General features: G+C 66.8%; 23 protein-coding genes. 15 read left to right on the forward strand and 8 right to left on the reverse strand.

Features of this window, described 5'->3' with window-relative positions; translation table 11 throughout:
- Positions 1 to 114: 114 nt before the first annotated feature.
- Complete coding sequence (locus I6U14_RS07320; RefSeq protein ID WP_367115641.1) at positions 115 to 954, reverse strand: coenzyme F420 hydrogenase/dehydrogenase beta subunit N-terminal domain-containing protein; 840 nt, start codon at positions 952 to 954, stop codon at positions 115 to 117.
- A gap of 196 nt (positions 955 to 1,150) precedes the next feature.
- On the opposite strand from I6U14_RS07320, the gene I6U14_RS07325 reads away from it, so the two are divergent.
- Together I6U14_RS07325 and I6U14_RS07330 are read left to right on the forward strand one after the other, a co-directional pair.
- The gene (locus I6U14_RS07325; protein ID WP_296898111.1) at positions 1,151 to 1,591 is read left to right on the forward strand and encodes a phosphate-starvation-inducible PsiE family protein; all 441 of its coding nucleotides are present in this window, start codon (positions 1,151 to 1,153) and stop codon (positions 1,589 to 1,591) included.
- 258 nt (positions 1,592 to 1,849) lie between these two features.
- Positions 1,850 to 2,854, forward strand: a complete 1,005-nt coding sequence (locus tag I6U14_RS07330; protein ID WP_296898113.1) for a 5-bromo-4-chloroindolyl phosphate hydrolysis family protein — start codon at positions 1,850 to 1,852, stop codon at positions 2,852 to 2,854.
- Positions 2,855 to 2,983: 129 nt separating this feature from the next.
- On the opposite strand, the gene I6U14_RS07335 is transcribed toward I6U14_RS07330, so the two are convergent.
- A complete protein-coding gene (locus I6U14_RS07335) occupies positions 2,984 to 4,525 on the reverse strand; it encodes an AAA family ATPase (protein WP_296898115.1) in 1,542 nt (513 codons plus the stop codon).
- A gap of 191 nt (positions 4,526 to 4,716) precedes the next feature.
- Here I6U14_RS07335 and dapB point away from each other — a divergent pair, with 191 nt between their 5' ends.
- A complete protein-coding gene (gene dapB / locus I6U14_RS07340) occupies positions 4,717 to 5,532 on the forward strand; it encodes a 4-hydroxy-tetrahydrodipicolinate reductase (RefSeq protein ID WP_296898117.1) in 816 nt (271 codons plus the stop codon).
- A 5-nt stretch (positions 5,533 to 5,537) separates the two neighbouring features.
- Here the strand turns inward: dapB and I6U14_RS07345 are convergent, their stop codons facing one another.
- Both I6U14_RS07345 and I6U14_RS07350 read right to left on the reverse strand, forming a co-directional pair.
- Positions 5,538 to 5,966 (reverse strand): DNA polymerase III subunit chi, encoded by a 429-nt coding sequence (locus tag I6U14_RS07345; RefSeq protein WP_296898118.1) that lies wholly within the window; start codon positions 5,964 to 5,966, stop codon positions 5,538 to 5,540.
- Between the two features lie 120 nt (positions 5,967 to 6,086).
- The gene (locus I6U14_RS07350; RefSeq protein ID WP_296898120.1) at positions 6,087 to 7,574 is read right to left on the reverse strand and encodes a leucyl aminopeptidase; all 1,488 of its coding nucleotides are present in this window, start codon (positions 7,572 to 7,574) and stop codon (positions 6,087 to 6,089) included.
- A 214-nt stretch (positions 7,575 to 7,788) separates the two neighbouring features.
- Between I6U14_RS07350 and lptG the strand changes: the two genes are divergently transcribed.
- Positions 7,789 to 8,850, forward strand: a complete 1,062-nt coding sequence (lptG, locus tag I6U14_RS07355) for an LPS export ABC transporter permease LptG (RefSeq protein WP_296898122.1) — start codon at positions 7,789 to 7,791, stop codon at positions 8,848 to 8,850.
- 49 nt (positions 8,851 to 8,899) lie between these two features.
- Here the strand turns inward: lptG and I6U14_RS07360 are convergent, their stop codons facing one another.
- On the reverse strand, positions 8,900 to 9,256 hold the full coding sequence (locus I6U14_RS07360; RefSeq protein WP_296898124.1) for an Hpt domain-containing protein: 357 nt from the start codon (positions 9,254 to 9,256) through the stop codon (positions 8,900 to 8,902).
- Between the two features lie 203 nt (positions 9,257 to 9,459).
- Between I6U14_RS07360 and cysM the strand changes: the two genes are divergently transcribed.
- From cysM to I6U14_RS07380, 4 genes are all read left to right on the forward strand, one after another.
- Positions 9,460 to 10,350: a cysteine synthase CysM gene (gene cysM, locus I6U14_RS07365; RefSeq protein ID WP_296898126.1), complete on the forward strand. Its 891-nt coding sequence runs from the start codon at positions 9,460 to 9,462 to the stop codon at positions 10,348 to 10,350.
- 47 nt (positions 10,351 to 10,397) lie between these two features.
- Positions 10,398 to 11,732 (forward strand): 23S rRNA (uracil(1939)-C(5))-methyltransferase RlmD, encoded by a 1,335-nt coding sequence (rlmD, locus tag I6U14_RS07370; RefSeq protein ID WP_296898129.1) that lies wholly within the window; start codon positions 10,398 to 10,400, stop codon positions 11,730 to 11,732.
- A gap of 185 nt (positions 11,733 to 11,917) precedes the next feature.
- Positions 11,918 to 12,385, forward strand: a complete 468-nt coding sequence (locus I6U14_RS07375) for a CYTH domain-containing protein (RefSeq protein ID WP_296898131.1) — start codon at positions 11,918 to 11,920, stop codon at positions 12,383 to 12,385.
- Positions 12,386 to 12,537: 152 nt separating this feature from the next.
- Positions 12,538 to 14,043: an ABC transporter substrate-binding protein gene (locus tag I6U14_RS07380; RefSeq protein ID WP_296898132.1), complete on the forward strand. Its 1,506-nt coding sequence runs from the start codon at positions 12,538 to 12,540 to the stop codon at positions 14,041 to 14,043.
- 16 nt (positions 14,044 to 14,059) lie between these two features.
- On the opposite strand, the gene I6U14_RS07385 is transcribed toward I6U14_RS07380, so the two are convergent.
- Together I6U14_RS07385 and I6U14_RS07390 are read right to left on the reverse strand one after the other, a co-directional pair.
- Entirely contained in the window at positions 14,060 to 14,446 is a 387-nt protein-coding gene (locus I6U14_RS07385) for a hypothetical protein (protein ID WP_296898134.1), read from the reverse strand.
- Positions 14,447 to 14,508: 62 nt separating this feature from the next.
- Positions 14,509 to 14,997, reverse strand: a complete 489-nt coding sequence (locus I6U14_RS07390; RefSeq protein WP_296898136.1) for a DUF2939 domain-containing protein — start codon at positions 14,995 to 14,997, stop codon at positions 14,509 to 14,511.
- Between the two features lie 283 nt (positions 14,998 to 15,280).
- On the opposite strand from I6U14_RS07390, the gene I6U14_RS07395 reads away from it, so the two are divergent.
- The 5 genes from I6U14_RS07395 to lptF all read left to right on the forward strand — a co-directional run bounded on the left by I6U14_RS07395 (position 15,281) and on the right by lptF (position 20,016).
- Entirely contained in the window at positions 15,281 to 16,549 is a 1,269-nt protein-coding gene (locus tag I6U14_RS07395) for a multifunctional CCA addition/repair protein (RefSeq protein WP_296898137.1), read from the forward strand.
- Positions 16,550 to 16,806: 257 nt separating this feature from the next.
- Positions 16,807 to 17,295: a PH domain-containing protein gene (locus I6U14_RS07400; RefSeq protein ID WP_296898138.1), complete on the forward strand. Its 489-nt coding sequence runs from the start codon at positions 16,807 to 16,809 to the stop codon at positions 17,293 to 17,295.
- Position 17,296: 1 nt separating this feature from the next.
- On the forward strand, positions 17,297 to 18,181 hold the full coding sequence (locus I6U14_RS07405) for an amino acid ABC transporter substrate-binding protein (protein ID WP_296898139.1): 885 nt from the start codon (positions 17,297 to 17,299) through the stop codon (positions 18,179 to 18,181).
- A 92-nt stretch (positions 18,182 to 18,273) separates the two neighbouring features.
- On the forward strand, positions 18,274 to 18,801 hold the full coding sequence (locus I6U14_RS07410; RefSeq protein ID WP_296898140.1) for a YdcF family protein: 528 nt from the start codon (positions 18,274 to 18,276) through the stop codon (positions 18,799 to 18,801).
- 114 nt (positions 18,802 to 18,915) lie between these two features.
- A complete protein-coding gene (gene lptF, locus I6U14_RS07415; protein ID WP_296898141.1) occupies positions 18,916 to 20,016 on the forward strand; it encodes an LPS export ABC transporter permease LptF in 1,101 nt (366 codons plus the stop codon).
- A 21-nt stretch (positions 20,017 to 20,037) separates the two neighbouring features.
- Here the strand turns inward: lptF and I6U14_RS07420 are convergent, their stop codons facing one another.
- A complete protein-coding gene (locus I6U14_RS07420) occupies positions 20,038 to 20,331 on the reverse strand; it encodes a hypothetical protein (RefSeq protein WP_296898143.1) in 294 nt (97 codons plus the stop codon).
- A 305-nt stretch (positions 20,332 to 20,636) separates the two neighbouring features.
- Here I6U14_RS07420 and I6U14_RS07425 point away from each other — a divergent pair, with 305 nt between their 5' ends.
- Together I6U14_RS07425 and hisF are read left to right on the forward strand one after the other, a co-directional pair.
- Positions 20,637 to 21,617 carry a MerR family transcriptional regulator gene (locus I6U14_RS07425; protein ID WP_296898145.1) on the forward strand — a complete coding sequence of 327 codons (981 nt, stop codon included), beginning with the start codon at positions 20,637 to 20,639 and terminating at the stop codon, positions 21,615 to 21,617.
- Between the two features lie 137 nt (positions 21,618 to 21,754).
- Complete coding sequence (hisF, locus tag I6U14_RS07430; RefSeq protein ID WP_296898146.1) at positions 21,755 to 23,380, forward strand: imidazole glycerol phosphate synthase subunit HisF; 1,626 nt, start codon at positions 21,755 to 21,757, stop codon at positions 23,378 to 23,380.
- Positions 23,381 to 23,420: the final 40 nt, after the last annotated feature.

The following is a 23,420-nucleotide window of genomic DNA, read 5'->3' on the forward strand; positions in this document are numbered from 1 at the left end:
GAGGTCGGTGTCGCGCGGTTGGCCGGGGTGGGCACGGGCTGCGAGCTGGAGCGGTTTCGCGCCGTGGAGGATCGCCTGGGCCGGGAGCGCTTGGACGTGATCGGCATGCCCGGCTCAGAAAATGTCACTGACCCGGCGCTGACCCACTTCCTGGGGCAGGTGGCCCGCTCGCCGGAGGCCATCGTCCAGTACGAGTTCATGGAGGACTATAGCCTGCATGAACTCGGAGTGGACGATGGTCTTGGGCGAGCGGGACACCTGCTCCAGGAAGTAGGTCAGATCCGGGTAAGTGACATTGTCTGAGCAGGGAATGCCGATGATGTCCAAGCGCTCCAGGCCCAGACGATCCTCCGCTGCGCGAAGCATGTGCACCTGGCAGCCGGTGCCGACCACGGCCAAGCGCTTGACACCGGCCTCGCGAACGGTATCCAGCAGGCCCAAGTTGGGCGACAGGCAGGGCTTGTTGCCCGCGGTCGCGAGTACCTCAGCCGGCGTGCGTGCGAGCACGGGCTGTGGGGCGAAGCGTGTGCCGGGCATACTTGCCGCGGTGATGACGGCGTCGACCTCGCCGCGCGCCAGCAGCCGTGCCGCGAGGCTCGTCACCATACCGGACCACTGCGCCCCGGCGACCGGCTTGCGCATCCGTGCCGCAAGCATCTCTCGGAAGACGCCGAAGCGCAGCTCGTCGCCGTCCCGACGGTTGCGACCGAACAGGCGCTGCTCGATCGCCTCGGCCCGATTGCGCACAAAGACGCAGGCCTGCGCCATATCCCGCTTGAGCCAGGTGTCGCAGAGCCCGCAGTCGCTGCACAGATTGGGCCGACCGGCCAGGCGCTCGTCGCGCGAGAGCAGTGTCGTCCGCCGCAGGCCCTTGGATGGCCCACCGAGTTGCTCGGGCTCGGGCGTGGGCAGTGTCGCGCGGGCTACCGCGGCGGCGGCATGGTCCTGAGGCATACTGGCGTGGGCTCCGGTCAGGTTGAGATGCTGGCGGGGGCAGACCGGGCCGGGCGGTGCGGCGCGAATGCCCCATGCACAGAGGCTAAACTGCCGCCCAAGGGGCATCAAGCCACTGCTGCAGCAAAACCGACGCCGCTGCACATGCCGTGGTGTGGTCATGGTGCCCGCGTGGCGCCGGGGCTATCATCCGCCTATGGAAGGCGAAAGCAACAAGACCCAACGCCGCCTGATTGCGGTCGGCGATCGCAGCATCTATGCCCTGGAGGTGCTCGGGCTTCTGCTCATCACCGTGGCGACGGTCATCGCCGCCGGCCAGGAAGTCGCGAAGATGGTGCAGGCCCGCGATGTGACGCTCGGGGACCTGCTGCTGCTCTTTATTTACCTGGAAGTGCTGACCATGGTGGGCATCTACCTGCGCTCGGGTGCACTGCCGGTGCGCATGCCGCTCTACATCGCCATCGTCGCACTCGCCCGTCACCTGATCCTGGATATGAAGTCCATGGGCGAGTGGGCCCTGATCGCCACCGCTGGCGCGGTGTTGATTCTGGCGATCGCGGTACTGGCCTTGCGCTATGGACATGCGCACTTCCCCTATGGCCGGAGCGAGGACGGCAAAGACTTGCGCGAGGGCTGACGGCGCCAAGCCTTGGGCGGCATCGCGCGCTTGCGGACCGTGCCGTGGATCCTTTGGCGAGTCTGCACGGTGCGCAGCCGCTCCGGGAAGCCGTATCATCGGTGCCATGAACAGCACCTCCGCCAAGCGATCCAGACGCCCCGATGCCGGACTGCCACAGGGGGCGGATGCCCCGCCCCGCCTGGGTAGCCGTGTGCTGGGCTGGACCTTGATGACCTTCAGTCTAGGGCTCGTGTCCTGCCAGTCTCTTTTCTACCTATGAGCGAGGAGCGTCGCAATCGGCCCGCCGCCGAGGAGGAGCCCGCCGGCGCGCCCGCACGTCCGCGCGACCTCGGCCGCTTGTTGGACAAGGTGTCGGATCTGGATCTGCATCTGAACCTGCCCGCGTCCCGCCCCACGGATATGCCACAGGCCCCAGCAGGCCAGACCGCAACCCGTGGCTCACGACGGCACTCCGGGCGCGGCCGTCGGCGCACGGGAGTGGTCGGCTTGTGGCTCCTGTCGGCGCCTTTGCTCATCTCGGCGGTCATGGCGCTGGCAGCCGGGCGCTTCGGCGGCTTTGTCGGTGATGCGCTGGGCTGGGGACTGGTGGCGCTCGGGGCGGTACTGACGCGGCGCAGCGGCGAGGACGCCGGCCCCATGGAGCGGCGGTTCTCCCGCCGGCTGCGGTTGCCGCGCAAGAACCTCGGCGGCCTCGCCGTGGTTGCGGGTGTCATCGTCGCTGCGGTCCTGGGCGTTGGCCATGGGCTGCCTGTGGGTATTGCCTTCGGCGCCCTGGCGGCGCTCGCGTTCCATCTCATTTATCGCTTCGAGCCGATGACGGCGGGGGAGCGGCTCAGCGCCCGGGACCGGGAGTCCCGGCAGGTGGCGGAGGCACTCGCTGAGGCCGAGAACCGGCTCATCACCATCGAGCGGGCGGCCCATGCCGTTGGCAATCCGGAGCTCGAAGCGCGGCTCGGGCGCATCGCCGCCGAAGGCCGGGGAATCCTTGCTCAGATCGCAGAGCGGCCATCGGACCTACGCCGGGCGCGGCGCTTCCTGACCGTGTTCCTGGAGGGTGCGGAGCAGGTCTCCGACGGCTATGTGCGCGCCCACCGCCATGGCGACGCGCCAGAGCTGACACAGCGCTTTCGCAACGTGCTCATCACCATCGAGGAGCAGTTCCGCCGCCAGCGAGAGCGCCTGCGCAAGGCGGACGTGCTGGACCTCGATGTGCAGATCGAGGTGCTGAAGAAGCAGCTGGAGCAGGAAGGCATCCGCTGAACCCGAAAATCGACGGCACACAGGCTGTCGATTCGACCGATTTTCGAGGACAGTCTATGTGATTCGCCTCCTAGCCCAGCTGTCGACTGGCTTCTCCCGGGGTTATTTCTGGGCCTATGCGCGGATGGGCTACTCTTTGGCTGCGGGTTTGGAGGCAGGGATGGCCCGCTTGAAGCACCAGTCCTTGATGGCCTTGATCTGCTCGACCATGGTCCGCGACAGGGGGATGATGGCGACGACGTTGTTCACCACGTCGCGCTCGTTAAACAATCGGCCCTCCTGATAAGCGTCGATGCGGGCGGATTTCACTGCTTGCTCGATCTCCGCACCGCTCCATTCCTTGGTGCTCGCGGCGAGATAGCCCAAGTTGAACGCGTCCGGGTCGCCGCCGTTGGCCTGGATATGGATGCGGAAGATCTCCCTGCGCTCGTCCTTGTGCGGCAGATCCAGGAAGAAGAGCTGGTCGAAGCGCCCCTTGCGCATGAGCTCTGCCGGCAGAGCCTGGATGCGGTTCGCGGTGGCGGCGACGAACACCCGCGGGTCCTTCTCCTGCAGCCAGGTGAGGAAGCTCGAAAAGATGTTCACGTTGCCGGCGCTGTGGGCGCCGCCGCCGTGGTCGTCGTAGCCGAAGGCGTTCTCGATCTCGTCCACCCAAAGCACGATGGGTGACACGTCCTCCGCCATGCGCGTGGCCTGCTCGAAGGCGTACTCCGGTGTGCCGAAGGTGCCGGAGAGCACAAGGCTCATGTCCATGCGCACCAGCGGCAGCTGCCAGGCGGCGGCGATGGCCTTGGCCGCCATGCTCTTGCCGCAGCCGGAGACCCCCATAAAGAGCACGCCGCGGGGCAGGGGGATGCCGGCTTCGTAGGCCTTCTCGGAGAACAGATCCGCGCGTTTGGTGACCCACTCCTTGAGATTGTCGAGACCGCCGATGTCATCCAGACTTCGCTGGGGCGGGTAGAAGCGCAGGCAGCTCTCCTTGCGCAGCAGCTGGGATTTCTCCTCCTGAATCTCCGCGAGGGTCGTGTTCAGGTCCGTGCCCTCGCCGCGGAACAGGCGTGCCTGCAGATGCATGACCTCATTCAACGAGAGCCCGCGCATAGCGGCGGCGTAGCGGTACAGGTGCTCGCGCGGCGTATCTCCGGTATTGGGTGCCGCTGCCAGGGTCTCGACGATCTCCTCCTCGGAAGGCAGGTCCATCTCGATTAGGAAGAGCTCCTTTTTCAGGATCTCCGGCAGGATGAGCTGTGGATAGCTGAAAAAGACATGGATGCTGCGGTTCTTCAGGCGATAGTAGAGATCCCGCACGGCTCGAACCAGGGCGGGATTGGCGTCGAACCAGACGGGCAAGTCCTTCATCAGGTACATGGCCGGCCGTTCGGATTCGGCAATGGCCCGCAGGGCGGCGATGGGATCGCGCAGGTCCGTGTCGTCGCTGGTGTCGGCTAGGGGTGCGGGCAGAGTGCCCGCCTGGTTGTCGTCGCCGCCATGGAAGCCGTCGTTGGCGCTCCAGACGATGAGATCACCAGCGCCGCTGTAATAGCTCTTAGCCACTGAGCGCAGCAGCCGCTCGATGCGCTCTTCCTCCCAGCCGATGACGTAGAACAGGGGATAACGCGAGCGCAGCCCGCGCGAGATCTTCTGCACGGTCTTGCGGTTGAGGACGGCCATGGGTGTGGGTCAGAGGTACGGTTGAGAGCACTGCCTGACGCCTGAGCCTACGCTGCCGTTGCGGAGGCGTCCAGCACTGCGCAGGTTACATCGTCGGCGCACCGCGGGGCTGCGCTGGCGCATCGCGTGCGTCGGCCGCCTCGGGTATCTTTAGTCTATCGATCAACCCGACAGATCTTGTGGAGCCGAAGATGGCAGAGATTCGCGTGGCGGTGGCGGGCGCCGGTGGACGCATGGGGCGCACCCTGGTGGGTGCCGTGCATCGGACCGATGGACTCGTGGTGAGCGCCGCCACGGAACAGGCCGACAGCGGTCTGATCGGGCTGGATGCGGGGGAGCTCGCCGGCGTCGGCAAGCTCGGCGCCGCTCTTCGCCCCGATCTGGACGAGGTGCTCGGCGAGTTCGATGTGCTCATCGACTTCACGACGCCAGACGCCACCATGCACAACCTGGCGCTGTGCCGGGATGCACGCTGTCGGACCGTGATTGGTACCACCGGCCTCAGCCCGAGCCAGCGGGAGGCGTTGAGCGAGGCCGCAATCGACATTGCACTGGTTTACGCGCCCAATATGAGCGTGGGCGTCAACCTTTGCTTCAAGCTGCTCCAGACCGCCGCGAAGGTCATGGGCGACGATGTGGACATCGAGATCATCGAGGCCCATCACCGCCACAAGGTGGACGCACCCTCCGGCACAGCGCTGCGCATGGGCGAGGTCATCGCGGACGCCCTGGGCCGCAACTTGGACGACGTCGCCGTCTACGGCCGCCACGGTCACACCGGCCCCAGGGAGCGCAGCACCATTGGCTTCGAGACCATCCGCGCCGGCGACACCGTCGGCGAGCACTCCGTGTGGTTCGCCGCCGACGGCGAGCGGGTGGAGATCAGCCACCGCGCCAGCAACCGCATGACCTTTGCCCGCGGTGCCGTGCGTGCGGCGCAGTGGATCGCGGGCCAGGAGCGGGGTCAGTTCGATATGCAGGACGTCCTGGGGCTGCGGGAGCTGTAGTCACCTCATCGCACCTCGTGGTGCTTGAGCTCGTAGCCGCAGTCCTTGTAATACTTCCAGCGCGTCCGGCCGGCCTGGCGCACGGATGGATCATGATCGAGTGGCTCGCATAGGCGCTCGAAGCGGGCGAAGAATTCCGGCACCTCGGGGCTCAGGTTGATGAGCACCTGGTCCTCGGCGGCGGGCTCGCCGTTGCTGCTGATGAGCACCGGCGTGTAGCTGGGATCGGTCTCTCCGACGAGGCCATGCGGCAGGAAGCTGCCGTCCCGGAAGGTCCAGAGCAGGCGGTCTAGTTGCCGCGCGAGCTGCAGGTCGGGGCAGTGGATCAGGACTCGGCGACCGTCGCTGTAAGCGCGTTCGGCAATGCGGCAGACCAGGCCGGCCCGGTCGCCGCTTGCGCCCTCGGCGAGGACGTAGAAGTCGATGCGGGTCACGGCACCGTCCGTTGTGCTGAGGCCTCACCGGACCAAGAGACGTCGAATTGCGTCATTGCCGAGCCTCGCGCTGTCGACACATCCTCTGCACATCCCCATCGCGATCCCGATCGCGACCTGCTACTCGCCCGTCTTGACCCCGCTGCGCCTTATCAAGAATTCGCTCAAGAGGGGCACCGGCCGACCGGTGGCGCCTTTCTCCTTGCCGCTGACCCAGGCGGTGCCGGCGATGTCGAGGTGTGCCCAGGGGTAGGCCTTGGTGAACCGGGACAGGAAGCAGGCGGCGGTCACTGCACCTGCCTCGCGTCCGCCGATATTGGCCATGTCGGCGAAGTTGCTGTCGAGCTGCTGCTGGTAGTCCTCCCACAAGGGCATGCGCCAGACCTTATCGTCAGCAGCCTCGCCGGCATCGGCGACCTCCTTGGCGAGCTTGTCGTCAGCTGTGAACAGGCCCGAGGGGTGTTTGCCCAGGGCGATGATGCAGGCACCGGTGAGGGTGGCCATATCCAGCACCACGGCAGGCTCGAAGCGCTCCACGTAACTGAGCGCGTCGCAAAGGATGAGCCGGCCCTCGGCGTCGGTGTTCAAGATCTCAATGGTTTGGCCGGACATGCTGGTGACGACGTCGCCGGGCTTGTTGGCCTCGCCGTCCGGCAGGTTTTCTGAGGCCGGCACCACGCCGATGAGGTTGATGGGCAGCCGCATGCGCACAGCGGCTAGGACAGCGCCGAAGACGCTGGCGCCGCCGGCCATGTCGTACTTCATCTCGTCCATGTCGGCGGCGGGCTTGATGGAGATGCCCCCGGCGTCGAAGGTGAGGCCCTTGCCCACCAGGACCACCGGTTTGTCCTGGTCAGCAGCGCCGTTGTAGCGCATGACAATGAGCTTGGCGGGCTGGCGGCTGCCGCGGCTCACAGAGAGCAGCGCGCCCATGCTGAGCTCGGCCATGGCGTCCTCGTCCAGGATGTCCGTGGTCAGCGCGTCATATTCACCGGCGAGTCCCATGGCGCGCTCGGCGAGATAGGTGGGCGTGCAGATGTTGCCGGGCAAGTTGCCGAGCTCACGAGCGAGGGCGACGCCGTGGCCGATGGCATCGGCATGAGTGAGCGCGCGCTCGGCTGCGTCGCGCCGGGGCTTGTCCACCCAGAGGTCCAGGCGCTTCAGCAATACCGGCGCGTCGTCTTTGGGAGCCTTCGTCTGCTCGTAGCGATAGGCCGCGGCTGTGGCCTTGAGCGCTGCCGCACGCACGCCCGCGTAGTCGTCCAGGCCCTCGGGCAGGGCCAGCAGGGCCTGCGGCACACGCGCTTCGCCGAGCCGGGCGAAAGCCTTGCCAAGCGCCTTGGCGAGCGTGCCGCGGTCGCACTCCTTGCGCTTGCCGAGCCCCAGCAGCAGCAGCCGCTCGGCGACGATGCCCGGCATGTCGTAAGTCATGAGCCACCCCTTGCCGCCGTCCAGATCGCCTTTTCTCAGGAGCTTGGCGATGGCCCCGTCGGTGGCTCGATCCACGGCCTGCGCCGGGGCGGAGAGCTTATGCTTGTCGTAGACGCCGAGGATCAAACAGGGTGTCTTGGCCTTGGCGAGGTCGCCGCCGACGATCTTGAGCTCCATGGGGTCTCCTTCTGCGACAGGCTGCATCTAGGGTGGACGGCGGCCGCCGCTGCCGACTCCGCACCGGCGGTGGGCTGTGCTAACGTCCGCGCCGCTGAGTCTACCGGAACCATGGGGGCCGCAGGAACGAGATGCTTCGAAGCGAGCGCATGACAAGGGCGGCAGCCGGCGGCTGTGCTCATGCGGGTGCCTCAAAGCGGGGATACGCCGGGATATGACACGTCTGGACCGATACTTGGCCCGGGCGGTCATCCTGGGCACCGTGGCGACGCTCGCCGTGCTGTTGCCGCTGCTCGCGTTCTTTCTGCTCGCGGACGAGCTGAACGACCTCGGCACCGAGCGTTACGGCCTGCGCGAGGCGCTCTGGTTCGTGACCCTGAGCCTGCCGCGTTACACCTATCAGGTGTTTCCCATCGCAACCCTCATCGGCGCACTGGTAGGGCTCGGTCAGCTGGCGGCGGGCTCGGAGCTGGTTGCCATGCGCGCGGCGGGAATGTCCATCGGACGCATCGTGCTGGGCGCCATGCTGGGCGGTGCCTTGTTGGCGGCCGCCGCCTTGGTGCTGGGGGAGGTCGTTGCACCACCAGCGGAGCAGCGTGCGGTGGCGGTGCGCCAGATGGCGCAAACCGGGGACGATCTCGCCATGACCAGCGCCGGACTCTGGGCCCGTGACGGCGAAACCTTCGTGAACATCCGCACGCTCGAGCCCGGCGCCGACCTGAAGGACATCTACATCTATCGTGTGCAGGGCACGGAGCTCCTCTCCGCCACCCATGCCAAGAGCGCCACATACCGGGACGGGAACTGGGTGCTCAAAGACATCGAGCGCAGCCTTATTGGCCGTGACGGTGTGCGCGTCGAGCGATTGCCTGAGGCGGGCTGGTCGTCCCTGCTGCGCCCTGCATTGCTGAAAGTGATCGTCGTCGAGCCGCAGGCGTTATCGGTGGCTGGGCTCTACCGGTACATCAGGTTCATGCGCCGCAGCGGCCAGGATGCCGGCCGCTACGAGGTCGCCTTCTGGGGCAAGCTGGTACAGCCGTTGCTGATCCTGGCCATGATCTTCGTCGCTATCCCGGTGCTGCTGGGCTCGGCGCGGAGCGCGGGCACGGGCATCAAGGTCTTCGTCGGCATTGTCATCGGTATCGCCTTCTACCTGGTGAGCCGCAGCTTCGCCTTCTTGTCGCTGCTTTACGGAATGAGTCCGGCGCTCGCAGCGCTGCTGCCGCCGTTGCTCTTCGCCGGCGCCGCCCTGATGGTGCTGCGGCGGGTGGGCTGAGCCTGGGTGATCATCGCCGTGCCGTGGGGCGTTGCTGGCGGCAACCCTGTCAGTCCAATGTTCGAGCATGGGCAAGCAATTGGTAGGCCGCCGCATCCACGGCGTCGAGGGCGGCGGCTGTGCCGGCGTCATCCCCCGCCCGGGCCTGCTGCTCGAAGGCTCTGAGCGCGGCGCGCAGTGCCATGACGCCGCAGTAGGCGGCAGCGCCGCTGATTTGGTGTCCGCGCTCGGCGGCAGCCGTCAGGTCGCCGGCTGTATGCAGCCTGCGCAGGTCGCTGAGCGTGTCGGGCAAGTCCGCGCAGAGTTGTGCGAGCAGTCGCCGGGCCAAGGACGGGTCGCCGACGCTGGCCACCGCTTCGGCCTGATTCCAGATGGGTAGGTCCTGGACGTCGTCGGACTGGGGCATCGGTGTAGGGGCCCTGCTGGTCGGAGGTGGCGCGTGGCTTAACCTAACGGGCATAACTGGTGTTGTATACCCCTGCGGCATCCGGTTGTGGTCTTTGCCGGCGGCAACGGCTGCGGCACAATGGGTCTAGGGACGCGCCGATTTATTGGCGCTTCCCTAGCGGTGGCCCTGACGATGACATTAGCGGGGGCGGTGGAGTACAGATGGCGTATCCGGGCATTGAGCAATTCGTCGGCAACACGCCTTTGGTGCGCCTAAAGCGGCTCCCGGGGGTGACCAGCAATGTGATCCTCGGCAAGCTTGAGGGCAACAATCCGGCCGGTTCGGTGAAGGACCGCGCTGCGCTCAGCATGATCAGCCATGCTGAGGCACGCGGGCAGATCAGGCCCGGCGATACCCTCATCGAGGCCACCAGCGGCAATACCGGCATCGCGCTCGCCATGGCGGCGGCCATCAAGGGCTACCGGATGCTGCTGATCATGCCCGAGCATATGAGCGTGGAGCGACGCCAGGCGATGGCCGCCTATGGCGCTGAGATCCACCTGACGCCGCGAGAGGCGAGCATGGAGGGCGCCATCGACTTAGCGCGGGATCTGGAGGCTCAGGGCGTGGGCGTGCGTCTCGACCAGTTCTCCAACCCGGATAACCCGCTGGCCCACGCCGAGACCACGGGCCCGGAGATCTGGCGCGATACGGCTGGCAAGGTGACCCATTTCGTCAGTGCCATGGGCACCACCGGCACCATCATGGGCACCAGCCGTTATCTGAAGGCGCAGAGCCCGAAGATTCAGATCATTGGCGTGCAGCCGGAGGAGGGTGCCAGTATCCCGGGTATTCGCCGCTGGCCAGAGGCCTATCTGCCGAAGATCTACGATGCCTCCCGGGTCGACCGCATCATCGACGTCTCCCAGCAGGAGGCCGAGGAGACCATGCGTGCCATGGCCGCGCAGGAGGGCATCTTCGCCGGCGTTTCCTCGGGCGGTGCCATGGCCGCGGCGCTCAGGCTCTCCAAGGAGGTGGAGGATGCGGTCATCGTCAGCATCGTCTGCGATCGTGGCGACCGTTACCTCTCCACCGGCGTCTATCCCGCCTGATCAGGGCGGTCGCAGCGCAGTCGCCGAGCATCTCGTCGCGCTCCACTTTGGGCAAGAAGCGCAAGCCCCTACCGACGGAGCCCGTCCTTGGCGATATCGAGTCGCTGAGCCATGACGGTCGCGGCGTCGCGCACGTGGATGGCAAGGCCGTCTTCGTGCACGGTGCCCTGCCGGGGGAGCGCGTGCGCTTCCGCTACACCCGGCGGGCCAGGCGCCACGACGAGGGCGTGGTCGCCGAGGTCTTGACCCCATCAGCGGAGCGTGTCGATCCCCGCTGTGCCCACTTCGGGGTCTGCGGCGGCTGTGCCTTGCAGCATATGGCTCCAGCAGCACAGGTGCACATGAAGGCGCGCGTTCTGGAAGAGACGCTCGCACGCATCGGCAAGGTCAAGCCGGGGCGCTGGCTGCCGCCCTTGACCGACGCACCGTGGGGCTATCGGCGCAAGGCCCGCCTCGGAGTGCGCTGGGTGGCGAAGAAGGGGCGGGTTCTGGTGGGCTTCCGCGAGCGGGGCTCGTCCTTCGTTGCGGACCTTGTGCATTGTGATGTGCTGCGCCCGGAGGTGGGCGAGCGCCTGCCCGCGCTGGCGGCGCTCGTGGAGAGCCTCTCCATCCGCGAGCGCGTCCCGCAGATCGAAGTGGCGCAGGGCGACGGGCCCACGGTGCTCGTGTTTCGGGTACTGGATCCGCCGTCGCCTGCGGATGTGGAGAAGCTGCTGGCCTTTGCCGCCGACACCGGTCTGCACGTTTATCTGCAGACCGGTGGCATCGAGACCATCGCGCCGCTCCCTGGCCAAGCGGTGCAGCTCAGTTACCGACTGCCGGCGTACGCCGTGGAGCTGCTGTTCGAGCCCGCTGACTTTACCCAGGTGAACCTGGCCCTGAACCGGCGCATGGTGGATCAGGCCGTGACCTTGCTGGACCCGCAACCGGATGACCGGGTGCTGGACCTCTTCTGCGGGCTCGGAAATTTCACCCTGCCCTTGGCCCGCCGCGCGGGCCGCGTGCTCGGCGTGGAGGGTACGGCCGAGCTGGTGTCACGGGCACGCCGCAACGCCGAGCACAACGGCATCGACAACGCTGATTTCCAGTGCGCGGACCTTTACGCCGAGCCCGCCGCCGCCACCGCACCCTGGCAAAGCGGGCGCTTCGACCTCGCCCTGCTGGATCCGCCTCGCAGCGGTGCCTGGGAGGTGCTGGACGCCCTTGCCGCCACCGGCGTGCACCGGCTGTTGTATGTCTCCTGCTACCCGGGCACCCTGGCGCGGGACGCCGCGCACCTGGTGCATGGGCTCGGGTTCAGTCTCACCGCCGCCGGGGCCATGGATATGTTCCCGCAGACGGCGCACTTGGAGGCGATGGCGCTGTTCGAGAGGAGTGCGTAGTGCGTGGTGCGCAGTGCGGAACAGGTGCCGCATGCAGAGCTGCTAGGGAAATTTGCGCACTGCAAACTGCGACGTAAGGTGGTAACGACCGCACTCCGAGCTGCGCACTACACACATCAAGTCCCTCTCTCGGCTCCCAGTGCGGCCATCGCCGGCATCAAGCAACGCTGACTTAGAAGACTTCCATGCCCACCGAAATCGAGCGCAAATTCCTGGTGCAAGGTGACAGCTGGCGCAGTGCCGTGGAGTCCGAGTCCCGCATGTTGCAGGGTTATATTGCCACCAACCAGACCGCCACGGTGCGGGTGCGGTTGGCCGGTGATCGCGCCTGGCTCACCATCAAGGGCATGATGCAGGGCCCCAGTCGCAGCGAGTACGAGTATCCCATCCCACCCGAGGATGCTGTCGCCATGCTGGACGAGCTGGCTGTGTCTTCGCCGATCGACAAGGTGCGCTATCGGGTGCGCCATGGGGCGCATGTCTGGGATCTGGACGTCTTCGCAGGCGAGAACGCGGGGCTGGTGATGGCCGAAGTGGAGCTCGGCAGTGAGGACGAGGCCTTCGAGATGCCGGACTGGGCCGGTGCCGAGGTTACCGGGGATGGGCGCTACTACAACGTCAATCTGGCCCGGCATCCTTACCGGCATTGGTGAAGGGCGGGCCGACAGCAGCAGCGTCAATCTGCGCGTAAGGCGGCGTCGGCTGTCAGGTGCAGATACGGCCAATGTGCGCTTGAGGCGCCTTTCGCCGCGTCCCAGAAGCGCGCGCCGCTGCAACTTTCGCACTCAGCCAACCGCGTTATTGCATGGACCGTCGTGACCTGATCCGCGCCTTGATCAGCGCGCCGCCCGTCGCCCTCGCCGCTGGCTGCACCAGGCGAGCGCCCGCGGAGGATGCGCTGCGCTTTGCGCTGGCCAACGCGCCGCGGAACCTGGACCCGCGGCTCGCGACGGATGCGGTGTCGGAGCGGGTGAACCGGCTCCTGTATGCGCGGTTGGTGGTCTTCGATGCGTCGAGCCGCCCCGTGGCCGGCATCGCGCATTTCGAACAGTTGGGGCCGACACGTTGGCGGTTCCGGCTCCGCGAGGGCATTGCACCCTTCAGCGATGGCACGCCGCTTCAGGCTGCGGATGTGGCCGCCACCTACGCATCGGTGCTGGATCCCGCGACGGCCTCACATCATCGCGCCGTGCTGGCGGTGATCGAGCGCATGGTGGTGCGTGATGCCCAGACGCTCGATTTCCATCTGCGGGAGCCGGAGCCGCTGTTCACCTACCATCTCGGCATCGGTATCCAGCCCGCGCGGTTGATCGAGGCGGGACATGGCTTTCAGCGCTCACCCGTCGGCAGCGGCCCCCTGGTGCTCTCGGGCTGGCCGGAGCCTGGCCGGTTGCAGCTGAGGCGGCGACGCGACGGGCTCGCTATCGAGCTGGTCACCGTCAAGGATCCGAACGTGCGCGTCATGAAGCTCCTGCGTGGCGAGGTGCAGATGCTGCAAAACGATCTGCCGCCGGAGCTGGTGGGCTATCTGCGCCGGCAGCCGGAGATCCGAGTGACGCGCACGGCAGGCGTCAACTTCTCCTACCTCGGCTTCAACCTTGCTGATTCGGCGACAGGGCTTCCCGAGGTGCGTCGGGCCGTCGCTCATGCGATCGACCGGGCAGCAATCCTGCGTTGGCTGTTTCAAGGTAACGGCCGGCCGGCGGAGGCCCTGTTTCCCCCAGAGCACTGGGCTGGCGCCGACGACATCGCGCCCTACGGGTTCGACCCTGAGCGGGCGCGTCGTCTGCTGGCGCGAGCGGGCTATGGACCTGACCGGCCGCTGAGGTTGAGCTATAAGACCTCGAGCGACCCGTTTCGCGTTCGGCTCGCGACGGTCATTCAGGCCCAGCTCGCCGCGGTGGGCATTGAGGTGCGGGTGCAGAGCTACGACTGGGGAACCTTCTTCGGTGACGTTAAGGCGGGCCGCTTTCAGCTCTACAGCCTCACCTGGGTGGGTATCCGTAGCCCCGACATCTTCCGCTACGCTTTCCACAGCGGCGCGATGCCGCCGGACGGTGCCAATCGCGGGCGTTACGTCAGTGCGGCGGCGGATCGGATCATCGACGCGGCAGCCGCCACGGCGGATCCGCTGCGCCAAGCGGTGCTCTATCGGTCACTGCAGCACCTACTGCACCGGGACCTGCCCTACCTGCCCCTGTGGTTCGAGGATCAGGTGTTGGCCACCCGGCGGGGTGTCAGTGGTTATCGGCTGGCGGCGGACGGGGATTACGACGGGCTGACCCATGTGACCGGCCCGCCACCGGCCTGAGCCCTGGCGTGGGTGGTCACCAGCAAGGTGATGTCAAGCTGGAGAAAGCGCCCACGGCGTCCCAGGGCGTCGGCATCGGCATACCGCCCCATGGGCCGCCGGCCTTGAGTCGGATCACGTACTCCGCCCATTGCAGCGGGCGCGGCATGCCTCCGACTTGTGCGGCGATGTTGCGCAGCTCCGTGACGAAGGCGATGTCGCAGGGCCGATCGGACGGCGAGCCTGCGATGCAAAGGTCGTGGCGCATGCATGCGGCATCGAAAGCGTCCACCGGCGGCGGCGCACCGCGACGCGGATGATCGATGCCGCACCAATTGCCGTAGATGGGCACACACTTGAAGGCGGCGGCGTCCCCGGCGCTGAACAGCGCCAATATCACGAGAGGGATGGCGAAGCGGGTCATGCGGCGGCTCCGTCTTGGTTTCTAGAGGGCGATATCTTAGTCGAGCGATGGCGCTCGAGCGCTCAGCGCACCAAGTCGACGATGCGCCAGTCCGCGCCGTCGAGGCCGAGCACGACGTGGGTCTCACTGCCGAGCGGACCCACCCGAATCATGAAGCGATTCCAGGATTCGAAGAAGGCGTAGTCAATGGCATCGATGAATAACGCCGGGCGGCTTTCGGTGGTGCGCTGCGCGGCCTCGCGCAGGCTGTTCTGCACCCACTCGAGGGTGATGGCCTGATCCAGTGCGGCCTCGCCAAGGCGCGGCAGATTAGTGCGCAGCCAGACCACCACCTGGTCCGCGCCAGGGCCTGTGCGGGGCTCGAACTCGGGCACGGGCATGCGGATGCGCGCGGCATAATTGGCCTTGATGGCGTCGAGATCCACGAAGGGGGCGAGGGCCCCGGGCTCCGCCTCCCGCACGGCGTCATCGAGTTGGAATACGGTGTAGTAGGGCCAAAGACCGTAGCCCAGCACTGCCAACAACAGCAGATAGCCCAGAACGCGAGCCATGGCATCTCACCGGTGAGCGGGAAGGAAAATCCAACATTGTACCGTGTCCGGGCCGCCCCAGAGCGCTGTCGAAGCATGGGCGCCGGTGTCACGCCCTGTCGGAGCGCCCAGGGAGGGCGGTTATAATCGAGCGCCATCCCACCCGCGGAGCGCCCATGGCAGCCGCACCCACAGCGAGATCCGCCAGCAGGCGTGCAGCGACTGCGGCGGCGTGCCCAGCTGGAGCTGGTGCCGCTGTCCCGGTACATGCTCCTGACGCGCGCCGCTCTCGGGAGGCTTGACCTTGAGCAGTGAGGCCACCGATGGACTCGACATCTACCTGGTGGGTGGTGCCGTTCGCGATCGTCTGTTATGTCTCCCCGTGGACGAGTCCGACTATGTGGTGGTGGGCGCGACACCGGCGGAAATGCACCGGCGTGGCTTCACGCAGGTGGGTAAGGATTTCCCGGTGTTTCTGCATCCGGAAACTAAGGACGAATACGCCCTCGCACGAACCGAGCGCAAGTGTGCCCCCGGTTATCACGGCTTCACGGTGCACGCGTCCCCGGACGTTACCCTGGAGCAGGACCTGGCGCGCCGGGATCTCACCATCAATGCCCTGGCCGAGGACTGGGACGGGCGCATTATCGATCCCTTCGGCGGCGTCGCCGACCTCAAGGCTCGTGTCCTGCGCCATGTGTCACCGGCCTTTGTCGAGGATCCGGTGCGCATCCTGCGTGTGGCCCGCTTCGCTGCGCGCTTCGCCGAGCTCGGCTTCCGCGTCGCTGACGAAACCATGCATCTGATGCGCGACATGGTGACCGCCGGCGAGGTAGATGCCCTGGTGCCGGAACGGGTTTGGCAGGAGATGGCCAAGGCCCTGTCAGAGTCGCATCCGTCGCGTTTTTTCTTGGTGTTGCGCGAGTGCGGCGCCCTGGCTCGTCTGCTGCCGGAGCTGGATCGATTATGGGGCGTACCGCAACCGGCCGCAGCTCACCCAGAAATCGACACTGGTGTGCATGTGATGCTGGTGGTGGACGCTGCCGCGCGACTGGCGGATGCCGCGGAGGTGCGCTTCGCCGCACTCTGCCACGACCTCGGCAAGGGGACGACGCCGCCACAGCACTGGCCGCGGCACCACGGCCATGAGCAGCGCAGCGTCGCGCTGGTGGTCCAACTCTGCGCTCGCCTGAGGGTCCCCAAACGCTTCTGCGAGCTGGCGCGGCTTACCGCCCGCTACCACGGCCTTGTGCATCGCTCCACAGAGCTGAAGCCCAAGACCCTACTCGATATGTTCGAGGCGGTTGATCTGTTCCGCCGGCCGCGCCGCCTGGAGCAGATGCTGCTCGCCTGCGAGGCCGATTTCCGCGGACGTACGGGTTTCGAGCACCGGGCGTACCCTCAGGGTGAGCTGGTGCGGCGTTGCGCTCGTGCGGCGCGCCAAGTGAACCAACGTGCGATCGCCGCGCAGGCCGCAGCCCCGGAGCGCATTGCGGAGGGTATTCGCAAGGCTCGCATCGCCGCCATTGCCGCCGCATGCCGGCGTCCCGGTGGCGCGGCTAGCGTGCGCTGAGCCGCCGTCAGGAGCAGTCGGAAGCAGTCACCACCGTTTCGGCTTGTCGGTAAGGCGCAGCTCTCCTGGGAGGATGCCCAGTCGCGGTGACGTATTTGGACCCGCGCGGCGAGCGCCGCGGCAGGCGCGATGGCGTGCTGCATTGACGTCCGCCGCATGTTCCTTCTCGGGGGATACTGGTAGCATTCGCACGTTTTTTCTGCGCCGGAAACCGACCCGCGCCCTCTCAAAACACAGGGGCCCCGAGGAGCAGTTCAATGTCCGAGCCATTGTATGCAGCGAGCCCGTCGGTTTGGCGGATGCGTCCGTTCGGCACCCTGATCGCATGGCTGCTCGTGCTGGCGGGCGGCTATGTTGTGGTCACCGGCAGCATTCCCTACGTGTCCGACCTGCTCGCCGACGTGCAACTGCCCGCCTGGGTGGACCTGCGCTACGTCGGTTACCTGCTCATCGCCTGGGGCTTGCTGCAGTTGCTCGGCTGGTGGCTCAGCGCCCGCTTCGACCACCTTCAGATCACCCAGCGTGAGCTGGTGTGGACCCACGGCTTTCTGAACAAACAGTACACGGAGACGAACATGGCGTCGGTCCGTACCGTGCGCGTGCAGCAGTCGCTGCTGCAACGCCTGCTGAACGCCGGCGATCTGGTGGTCTACACCACCGGTGACGAGCCGGAGCTCACCATCAAGGGCCTGCCGCGCCCCGGCGAAATCCGTGCCCTCATCAAGCAGCAAAGCGCCGGAGAGTAACGTGCGGGCCGTGAGGAGCCCCGGCGCTGCCGGGCTTGCAGCTGCGCTCGCCCTCGCGCCGCTGCTGGCCGCAGCGGCGTCGCCCGCCGCCGCCGACACGGGGGCGCTGGATCGGATCAAGGCCGCACAGGCCATCAACGTCGCCTACGACCCCAACGCCTATCCCATCGCGTTTAAGGACGCCGACGGCGCGCCCCGCGGCTACTCGGTGGACCTATGCCGGCGAATCATTGCGGGTGTGCAGCGGGCGCTGGATCTGGACGCGCTGGAGGTGGCCTGGATTGAAGGCAACACGCCGAAGCGCGTCGCCGCCGTCGCCAATGGCGAGGCGGACCTGGAGTGCGGCACTACCACCATGACCCTGGCGCGCCAGCGGCAGGTCGACTTCGCCAATGTCGTGTTCGTGGAGTCGGGCGGGATTCTCACCAAGTCCGACAGCGGGATCCGAGCGCTGGAGGACTTGGGCGGCAAGCGTCTTGGCGTGGTGCCGGAAACCACCACGGAACGGCGCCTGCGCCCCATCCTGAAGGAGCGGCTCATCAATGCAGAGCTGAGGCCCATCCGCAACGCCCGTGATGGACGCGAGCAGCTCCAGGCGGGGGAGCTGGACGCCGTCGCCGGCGACCGCTTGGTGCTCATCGGCCAAGTGGCGGCAGGAGGCAACGCGCAGGACTTCGCCATTCTCGACGCCGACTTCTCCGTAGAGCCCTATGCGTTTGCAGTACCTCGCAACGACGCCGACTTCCGGCTGGTGGTGAACACTGCGCTGGCGCAGATCTACCGTACGGGGGAGGTGGATCGTATCTTCGAGCGCTGGTTCGGCGAGAGCTCCGAACCGACGGCGCTATTGGAAACCGTCTATTTCATCTACGGGTTTGCGGACTAGCCGGGGGCCGCGCATGCATGGCCCGAAAACACCGGGAGGCAGCTGCTCCATCTCGCAGCGGCCATGAGATCGCCCCGGCGCGGGGCCCCATCTTGTTGCTGCTTGGCGCTCCACTGCATGCCGATGGCAGTCCCGGGCCGGCGCTACATCGGCGCCTCGCCTGCGCGCTGCGGCGGCTGCGCCGTGATCCGAACGCCAGGGTCCTCGCCACGGGCGGTGTGCCGCCACGGGCCCTGTGCCGACGGGCGGAAGCGGCGGCTGCGGCGGCGGTGCTCGCCTCAGCAGGCATCGCCGCGGACCGTATTCTGGTAGAGCCGAGGGCGCGCAACACCTGGGAGAATGCGGAGCGCAGTGCACTTCTGTTACGGCAGGCGGGTCTGACTGGGGCACCGCTGTTGCTGGTTACAGATCCCTGGCACGTGCCGCGGGCGAGGCTTGCCTTCCGTGCCCAGGGGCTATCTGTTCGGGGCGCCGGCTGCCGGGTTGCCGGAGCTGAGGGACCACCTGCCTGGCCGCGCCTGCTGCGCGAGGCGGTGGGCTTTGGCCTTTATCTGCTGCGCTGGCTGCGCGTGATCCTCCGCAGCCGTTATGGCAAGCGGCGTGTCTCGCGGCGCCCATGACGTCGAATCGCCACGAGGTCGAGCGCCTGGCCGAGCTGCCCGGCTTGCAGGTGACGTTGCGCGTGCCGCCGCGCAGCAACGACAATGCGCGACGCCTTCTAGGAAGCCGCGTCCATGTGGAGCATCGCCGACCGCTATTTCCTCGCTGAGATCGTCAAAGTCTTCGGCGCCATCATGGCGACCCTGTTGCTGGTTGTGGCGAGCATGCTTTTCCTGCGCACCTTGGAGCAGGTGAACCTCGGCAACCTGCAGGCCGAAGTGGTCTTGCGTTTTCTTGGCCTGCAGCTGCTGCGTGACGCAGCCAATCTGCTGGCGCCGGCGGCCTTCCTCGCCGTGTTGATGGCGCTCGGGCGCATGGCGCGGGACAGCGAGCTGATTGCCTTCACCGCTGGGGGGTTGAGCCCGCTGCAAGTTTTTCGGGCGGTGCTGCTGTTCGCGCTGCCGGTGGCGCTGCTCACCGCATGGTTCTCGCTTGTGCTGAAGCCCTATGCGGCGTCGCAGATCCAACTCATCGAGGCGCAGAAGGACACGGAGGCGACCCGTATCAGCGGGCTGCAGGCAGGACGCTTCTATCAGCAAAGCGATGGGGCGGTGACCTTCTATGCCGGCGGTTTGGACAGCAGCGGCCGCTTCACGAACGTGTTCGTGCACGACCGCAGCAGTGACCCTCCGCGGGTGGTGCTGGCGGAAAGCGGGCTCTATCGGGAGTCAGCGCGCGGCGGGGAGCAGGCTGTCGTCCTGGAGGAAGGCAGGCGTTTCGATGGGGCGGCCGGCAGCCACGCTTACAGCCTCGTGGACTTCGCGCGGCTGACCTACTTCGTGCCGGGAGGGGATCCCGCACAGCAGGAGCGTTGGCGGCGGGCCGCTACGCCAACAGCCGTGTTGCTGGGTTCCGAGGACATCCGCGACCGGGCTGAAGTTCAGCACCGACTCGCAGCGGCATTGGGCGTCGTCTCGCTGGGCCTGTTGGCGGTGCCGCTGACGCAGTTGTCACCGCGTCGACGCAGCGCTGGTCGGCTGTTCCTCGCGTTCCTAGCCTACTTTGCGTTCTTCAACGGGCAGCGCTTGGCCGAGGAGTGGATGACGACCGGCGTAACACCTGCTTGGCTTGGGCTGCTGTGGTACCAAGCAGTGATCATTGCCGTTGTCTTCGTAGCCTTGTTGCCCGGCAGCTATGCGGTGCGGCGCACAATGCGGCGGCTGCGCGGCCGCTGAGGGGCCGCGCAGGGGTTGACTTCAAGCGGCATGCAGCGGTGCGTCTTGAACCTGTACATCGAGCAGACGCGCTGGCGCGGCCGCGCCCATGCGCTCGGAGGCGTCGGCCATGACCGCGCGCAGGGCGGTGGCCAGAGTCAGGGCCTGAATGACGTCGGCGTCGGTGGTTTCCCGGTGGGTGCAGAATTCGTCCACCAGTCCGAGCAGCCGGTTGAGCAGCAGTGCCACGTCCTCGGCGTCGTCGGTGGCCGGATGCAGAGGCAGTTCCAGGTCGAAGCCGTGAAGTACCTCGGGTGTCCGCGCGGTGTGGGCCATGGTGATCGCTCCTGTTTTTCATCGGCGCAGCCCTGACGGGTTAGGCCAGGGCTGCAGTGGATCGTGCGCGGCGGGTCTGGTCCCCGCTGCGCGCGAAGTTTGCGCTGTTCAAAACTTGGACGAATCCGGATCGACACCATCTGAGTGCGCGAAGGGGCGTCGCGGATACGGGCTCTCACCTGCCCCGACAGTGCCGACGTCTAGGTTTTGTTCAGCAGCGACGTAGACACTAGAAGCGCTGCCCCAGTTTGTCAAGATAAAGTTCAGTTAAGATATGGACAAAACATTAACAGGGGGCTGTGGCCGTGACCGAAAGCACTGAGCCCGAAGTCGGCCAGACCTACCGCATTGGCGCCGTGGCGCGACTGACCGGCATCCCGCCGGATACGCTGCGCGTGTGGGAGCGACGTTATGCTGTGGTGACGCCGGTGCGCTCCGAGGCTGGTACACGGCTCTATCGCGCAGAAGACGTGAGCCGGCTCAACCTGATCAAGCGCCTGGTGGATAACGGCGACGCCATCAGCCACGTTGCCCGGCTGTCGCTCGAGCACCTGCGGCAGCGTGCCCAAGGCCTCGATACGCCCGTGCCTACGTCGCAGGAGACGCGGCCGTGCCGGGTCGCAGTGCTGGGTCCGTCGCTGCCGATGCTCCTGCAGAGCGCGGGCGCCGGCCTATCTGACGACGCGAGTGATGTGCAATTCGCCGGCCTCTACACCGAAGAGTCGTCCTTTCGAGACCATGCCGGCCAGCTCGGCCTGGACCTGCTCGTGTTGGAGTGCCCCACCATCCATGACGATCAGCTGCGGCATCTGGCCGATCTCGCAGCACGCAGCGGTGCGCCGCGCACCCTGGTGGTCTACAGCTATGCAAGCCGCGATGTCGTCAACCGGCTCGAGGCCCAGCACATTGTCGCCAAGCGAGCGCCGGTGGACGCCGTCGAGCTTAAGCGTTGGTGCGTCGCCATGCACGGCGCCGCCACGGCAGCCGCGCCAGCACTTCTCGGCGACTTCGATTTGAGCGAGCCACCGCCTGCACGACTCTACGATACCGCTGCGCTGTCGCGCATCGCAGCCGCATCGCCAACGGTGAAGTGTGAGTGCCCGCACCATCTGGTACAGCTGGTATCCAGCCTGGTGGCCTTTGAGGCCTATTCGCGCGAGTGCGAGAACCGCAATGCCGACGATGCGGCTTTGCACGCATTCCTGCACGCCGCCACCGCGCAGGCGCGGGCCACCATGGAAACCGCCCTGGCGCGGGTCGTGGAGGCCGAGGGTATCGATATCTGACCACGAGTGTCAGCCGGGCTAACGATGTGCGGCAAAAGGGGGCGGCAGCGCAGCCGCACGGGTCGGCGCCGCCGAAGCGGGCGTCACGGACTGGTAGACTCTACGCCACAGCGCTGCAAACCCAAGATGGGCCGCCGATGATTTCTCTCCTCGACTACGGCGCGGGCAACGTCCGCAGCCTCCGCAATGCCGTAACCCGGCTCGGTTACGAGGTCGTCGACGTCAGCAGCCCGGACGATATTCTCGCCGCCGAGCGCCTCTTGTTTCCGGGAGTGGGTGCCTTCGGCGCGGCTATGCAACGGCTGCGGGATCAGGGCTTCGTCGAGCCGCTGCTCGACTATCTGCGTGCAGACCGACCGTTCCTCGGCATCTGCATCGGTCTGCAATGCCTGTTCGAAGGCAGCGACGAGTCACCCGGTGTGCCCGGGCTCGGTGTGCTGTCCGGACAGGTAACGCGCTTCCCGGCGGATGCACTCGCAGTGCCGCACATGGGGTGGAATGGTCTGCGCGTGCGCCGCGACTCGGAGCTGCTCGCAGGCTTGGAGGCGGATCGGTTCTATTTCGTCCACTCCTACTGCGCTCCAGCGGCACCGGATATCACGGACTGGGTGCTTGCAGAAACCGACTACGGCGTACCCTTCGTGTCGGCGGTGCAGCAGGGGCAGGTCATCGCGTTGCAGTTCCACCCGGAGAAGAGCGGGCCCGCCGGGCTCGCCTTGCTGCAGCGTTTTCTTACCGGCACGGTAACAGTGGCACCGGGCTTCGCACCACGCATCCTGAGCGCACCCGAGGCGCCCAAAACCCACGCGCCAGAACAGCCGCCTACGCGGCTTGCCAAGCGCGTCATCGCCTGCCTCGACGTACGCAGCAACGACGCTGGTGACCTCGTGGTGACGAAGGGTGATCAGTACGACGTGCGAGAGCAGGGTGAGGTGCGCAACCTCGGTAAGCCGGTCGATCTCGCAGCGCGCTATTACCGAGAAGGCGCCGACGAGATTACCTTCCTCAACATTACCGCCTTCCGCGATTTTCCGCTCCGCGATCAGCCCATGCTGGAGGTGCTTCGGCGCACATCCGAGCAGGTGTTCGTCCCACTCACCATCGGCGGCGGCATTCGCGCCTTCACCGATGCCGACGGCAACAGCTGGAGCGCCCTCGATGTCGCCGACGAGTACTTCCGCTCCGGTGCGGACAAGATTTCCATCGGCTCTGATGCGGTCTATACGGTGGAGCGGGTGCGTGCTGAGGGCGCCGACGGCAACAGTGCCATTGAGCAGATCGCCGCGCGCTACGGCAACCAGGCGGTGGTGATCTCCGTTGATCCGCGGCGGGTCTATGTGAGCGATCCGGAGGCCACACACCACCAGGTCGTTGAAACAGCCTTTCCAGGCCCGCGGGGAGAGCGTTATTGCTGGTTCCAATGCACTGTCCGTGGCGGCCGCGAGGGCCGGGACGTGGATGCGGTGGAGCTGGCCAGGACCTGCGAAGCCCTCGGGGCCGGGGAGATGTTGCTGAACAGCATCGATCGGGACGGCTCCGGCCTGGGCTTCGATCTCGAGCTCATCGCCGCTGTGCGCGCCGCCGTGGGCATTCCCGTGATCGCCTCCAGCGGCGCCGGCAGCCCGGGGCACTTCGTCGAAGTCTTTCAAGTGACGGGCGCGGACGCGGCACTGGCCGCGGGCATCTTCCATCGCCGCGAGGTGCCGATCGCCGACGTCAAAACAGCCCTGGCCGAGGCCGGCATCCCGGTGCGGGCCGCGTGATGGGCGCCACGGGGAGGCTGTGATGCGTCGTTTCGCCAGC

This window comes from Thiohalocapsa sp. (assembly GCF_019695415.1).
In the GTDB taxonomy this organism is placed as follows: domain Bacteria; phylum Pseudomonadota; class Gammaproteobacteria; order Chromatiales; family Chromatiaceae; genus Thiohalocapsa.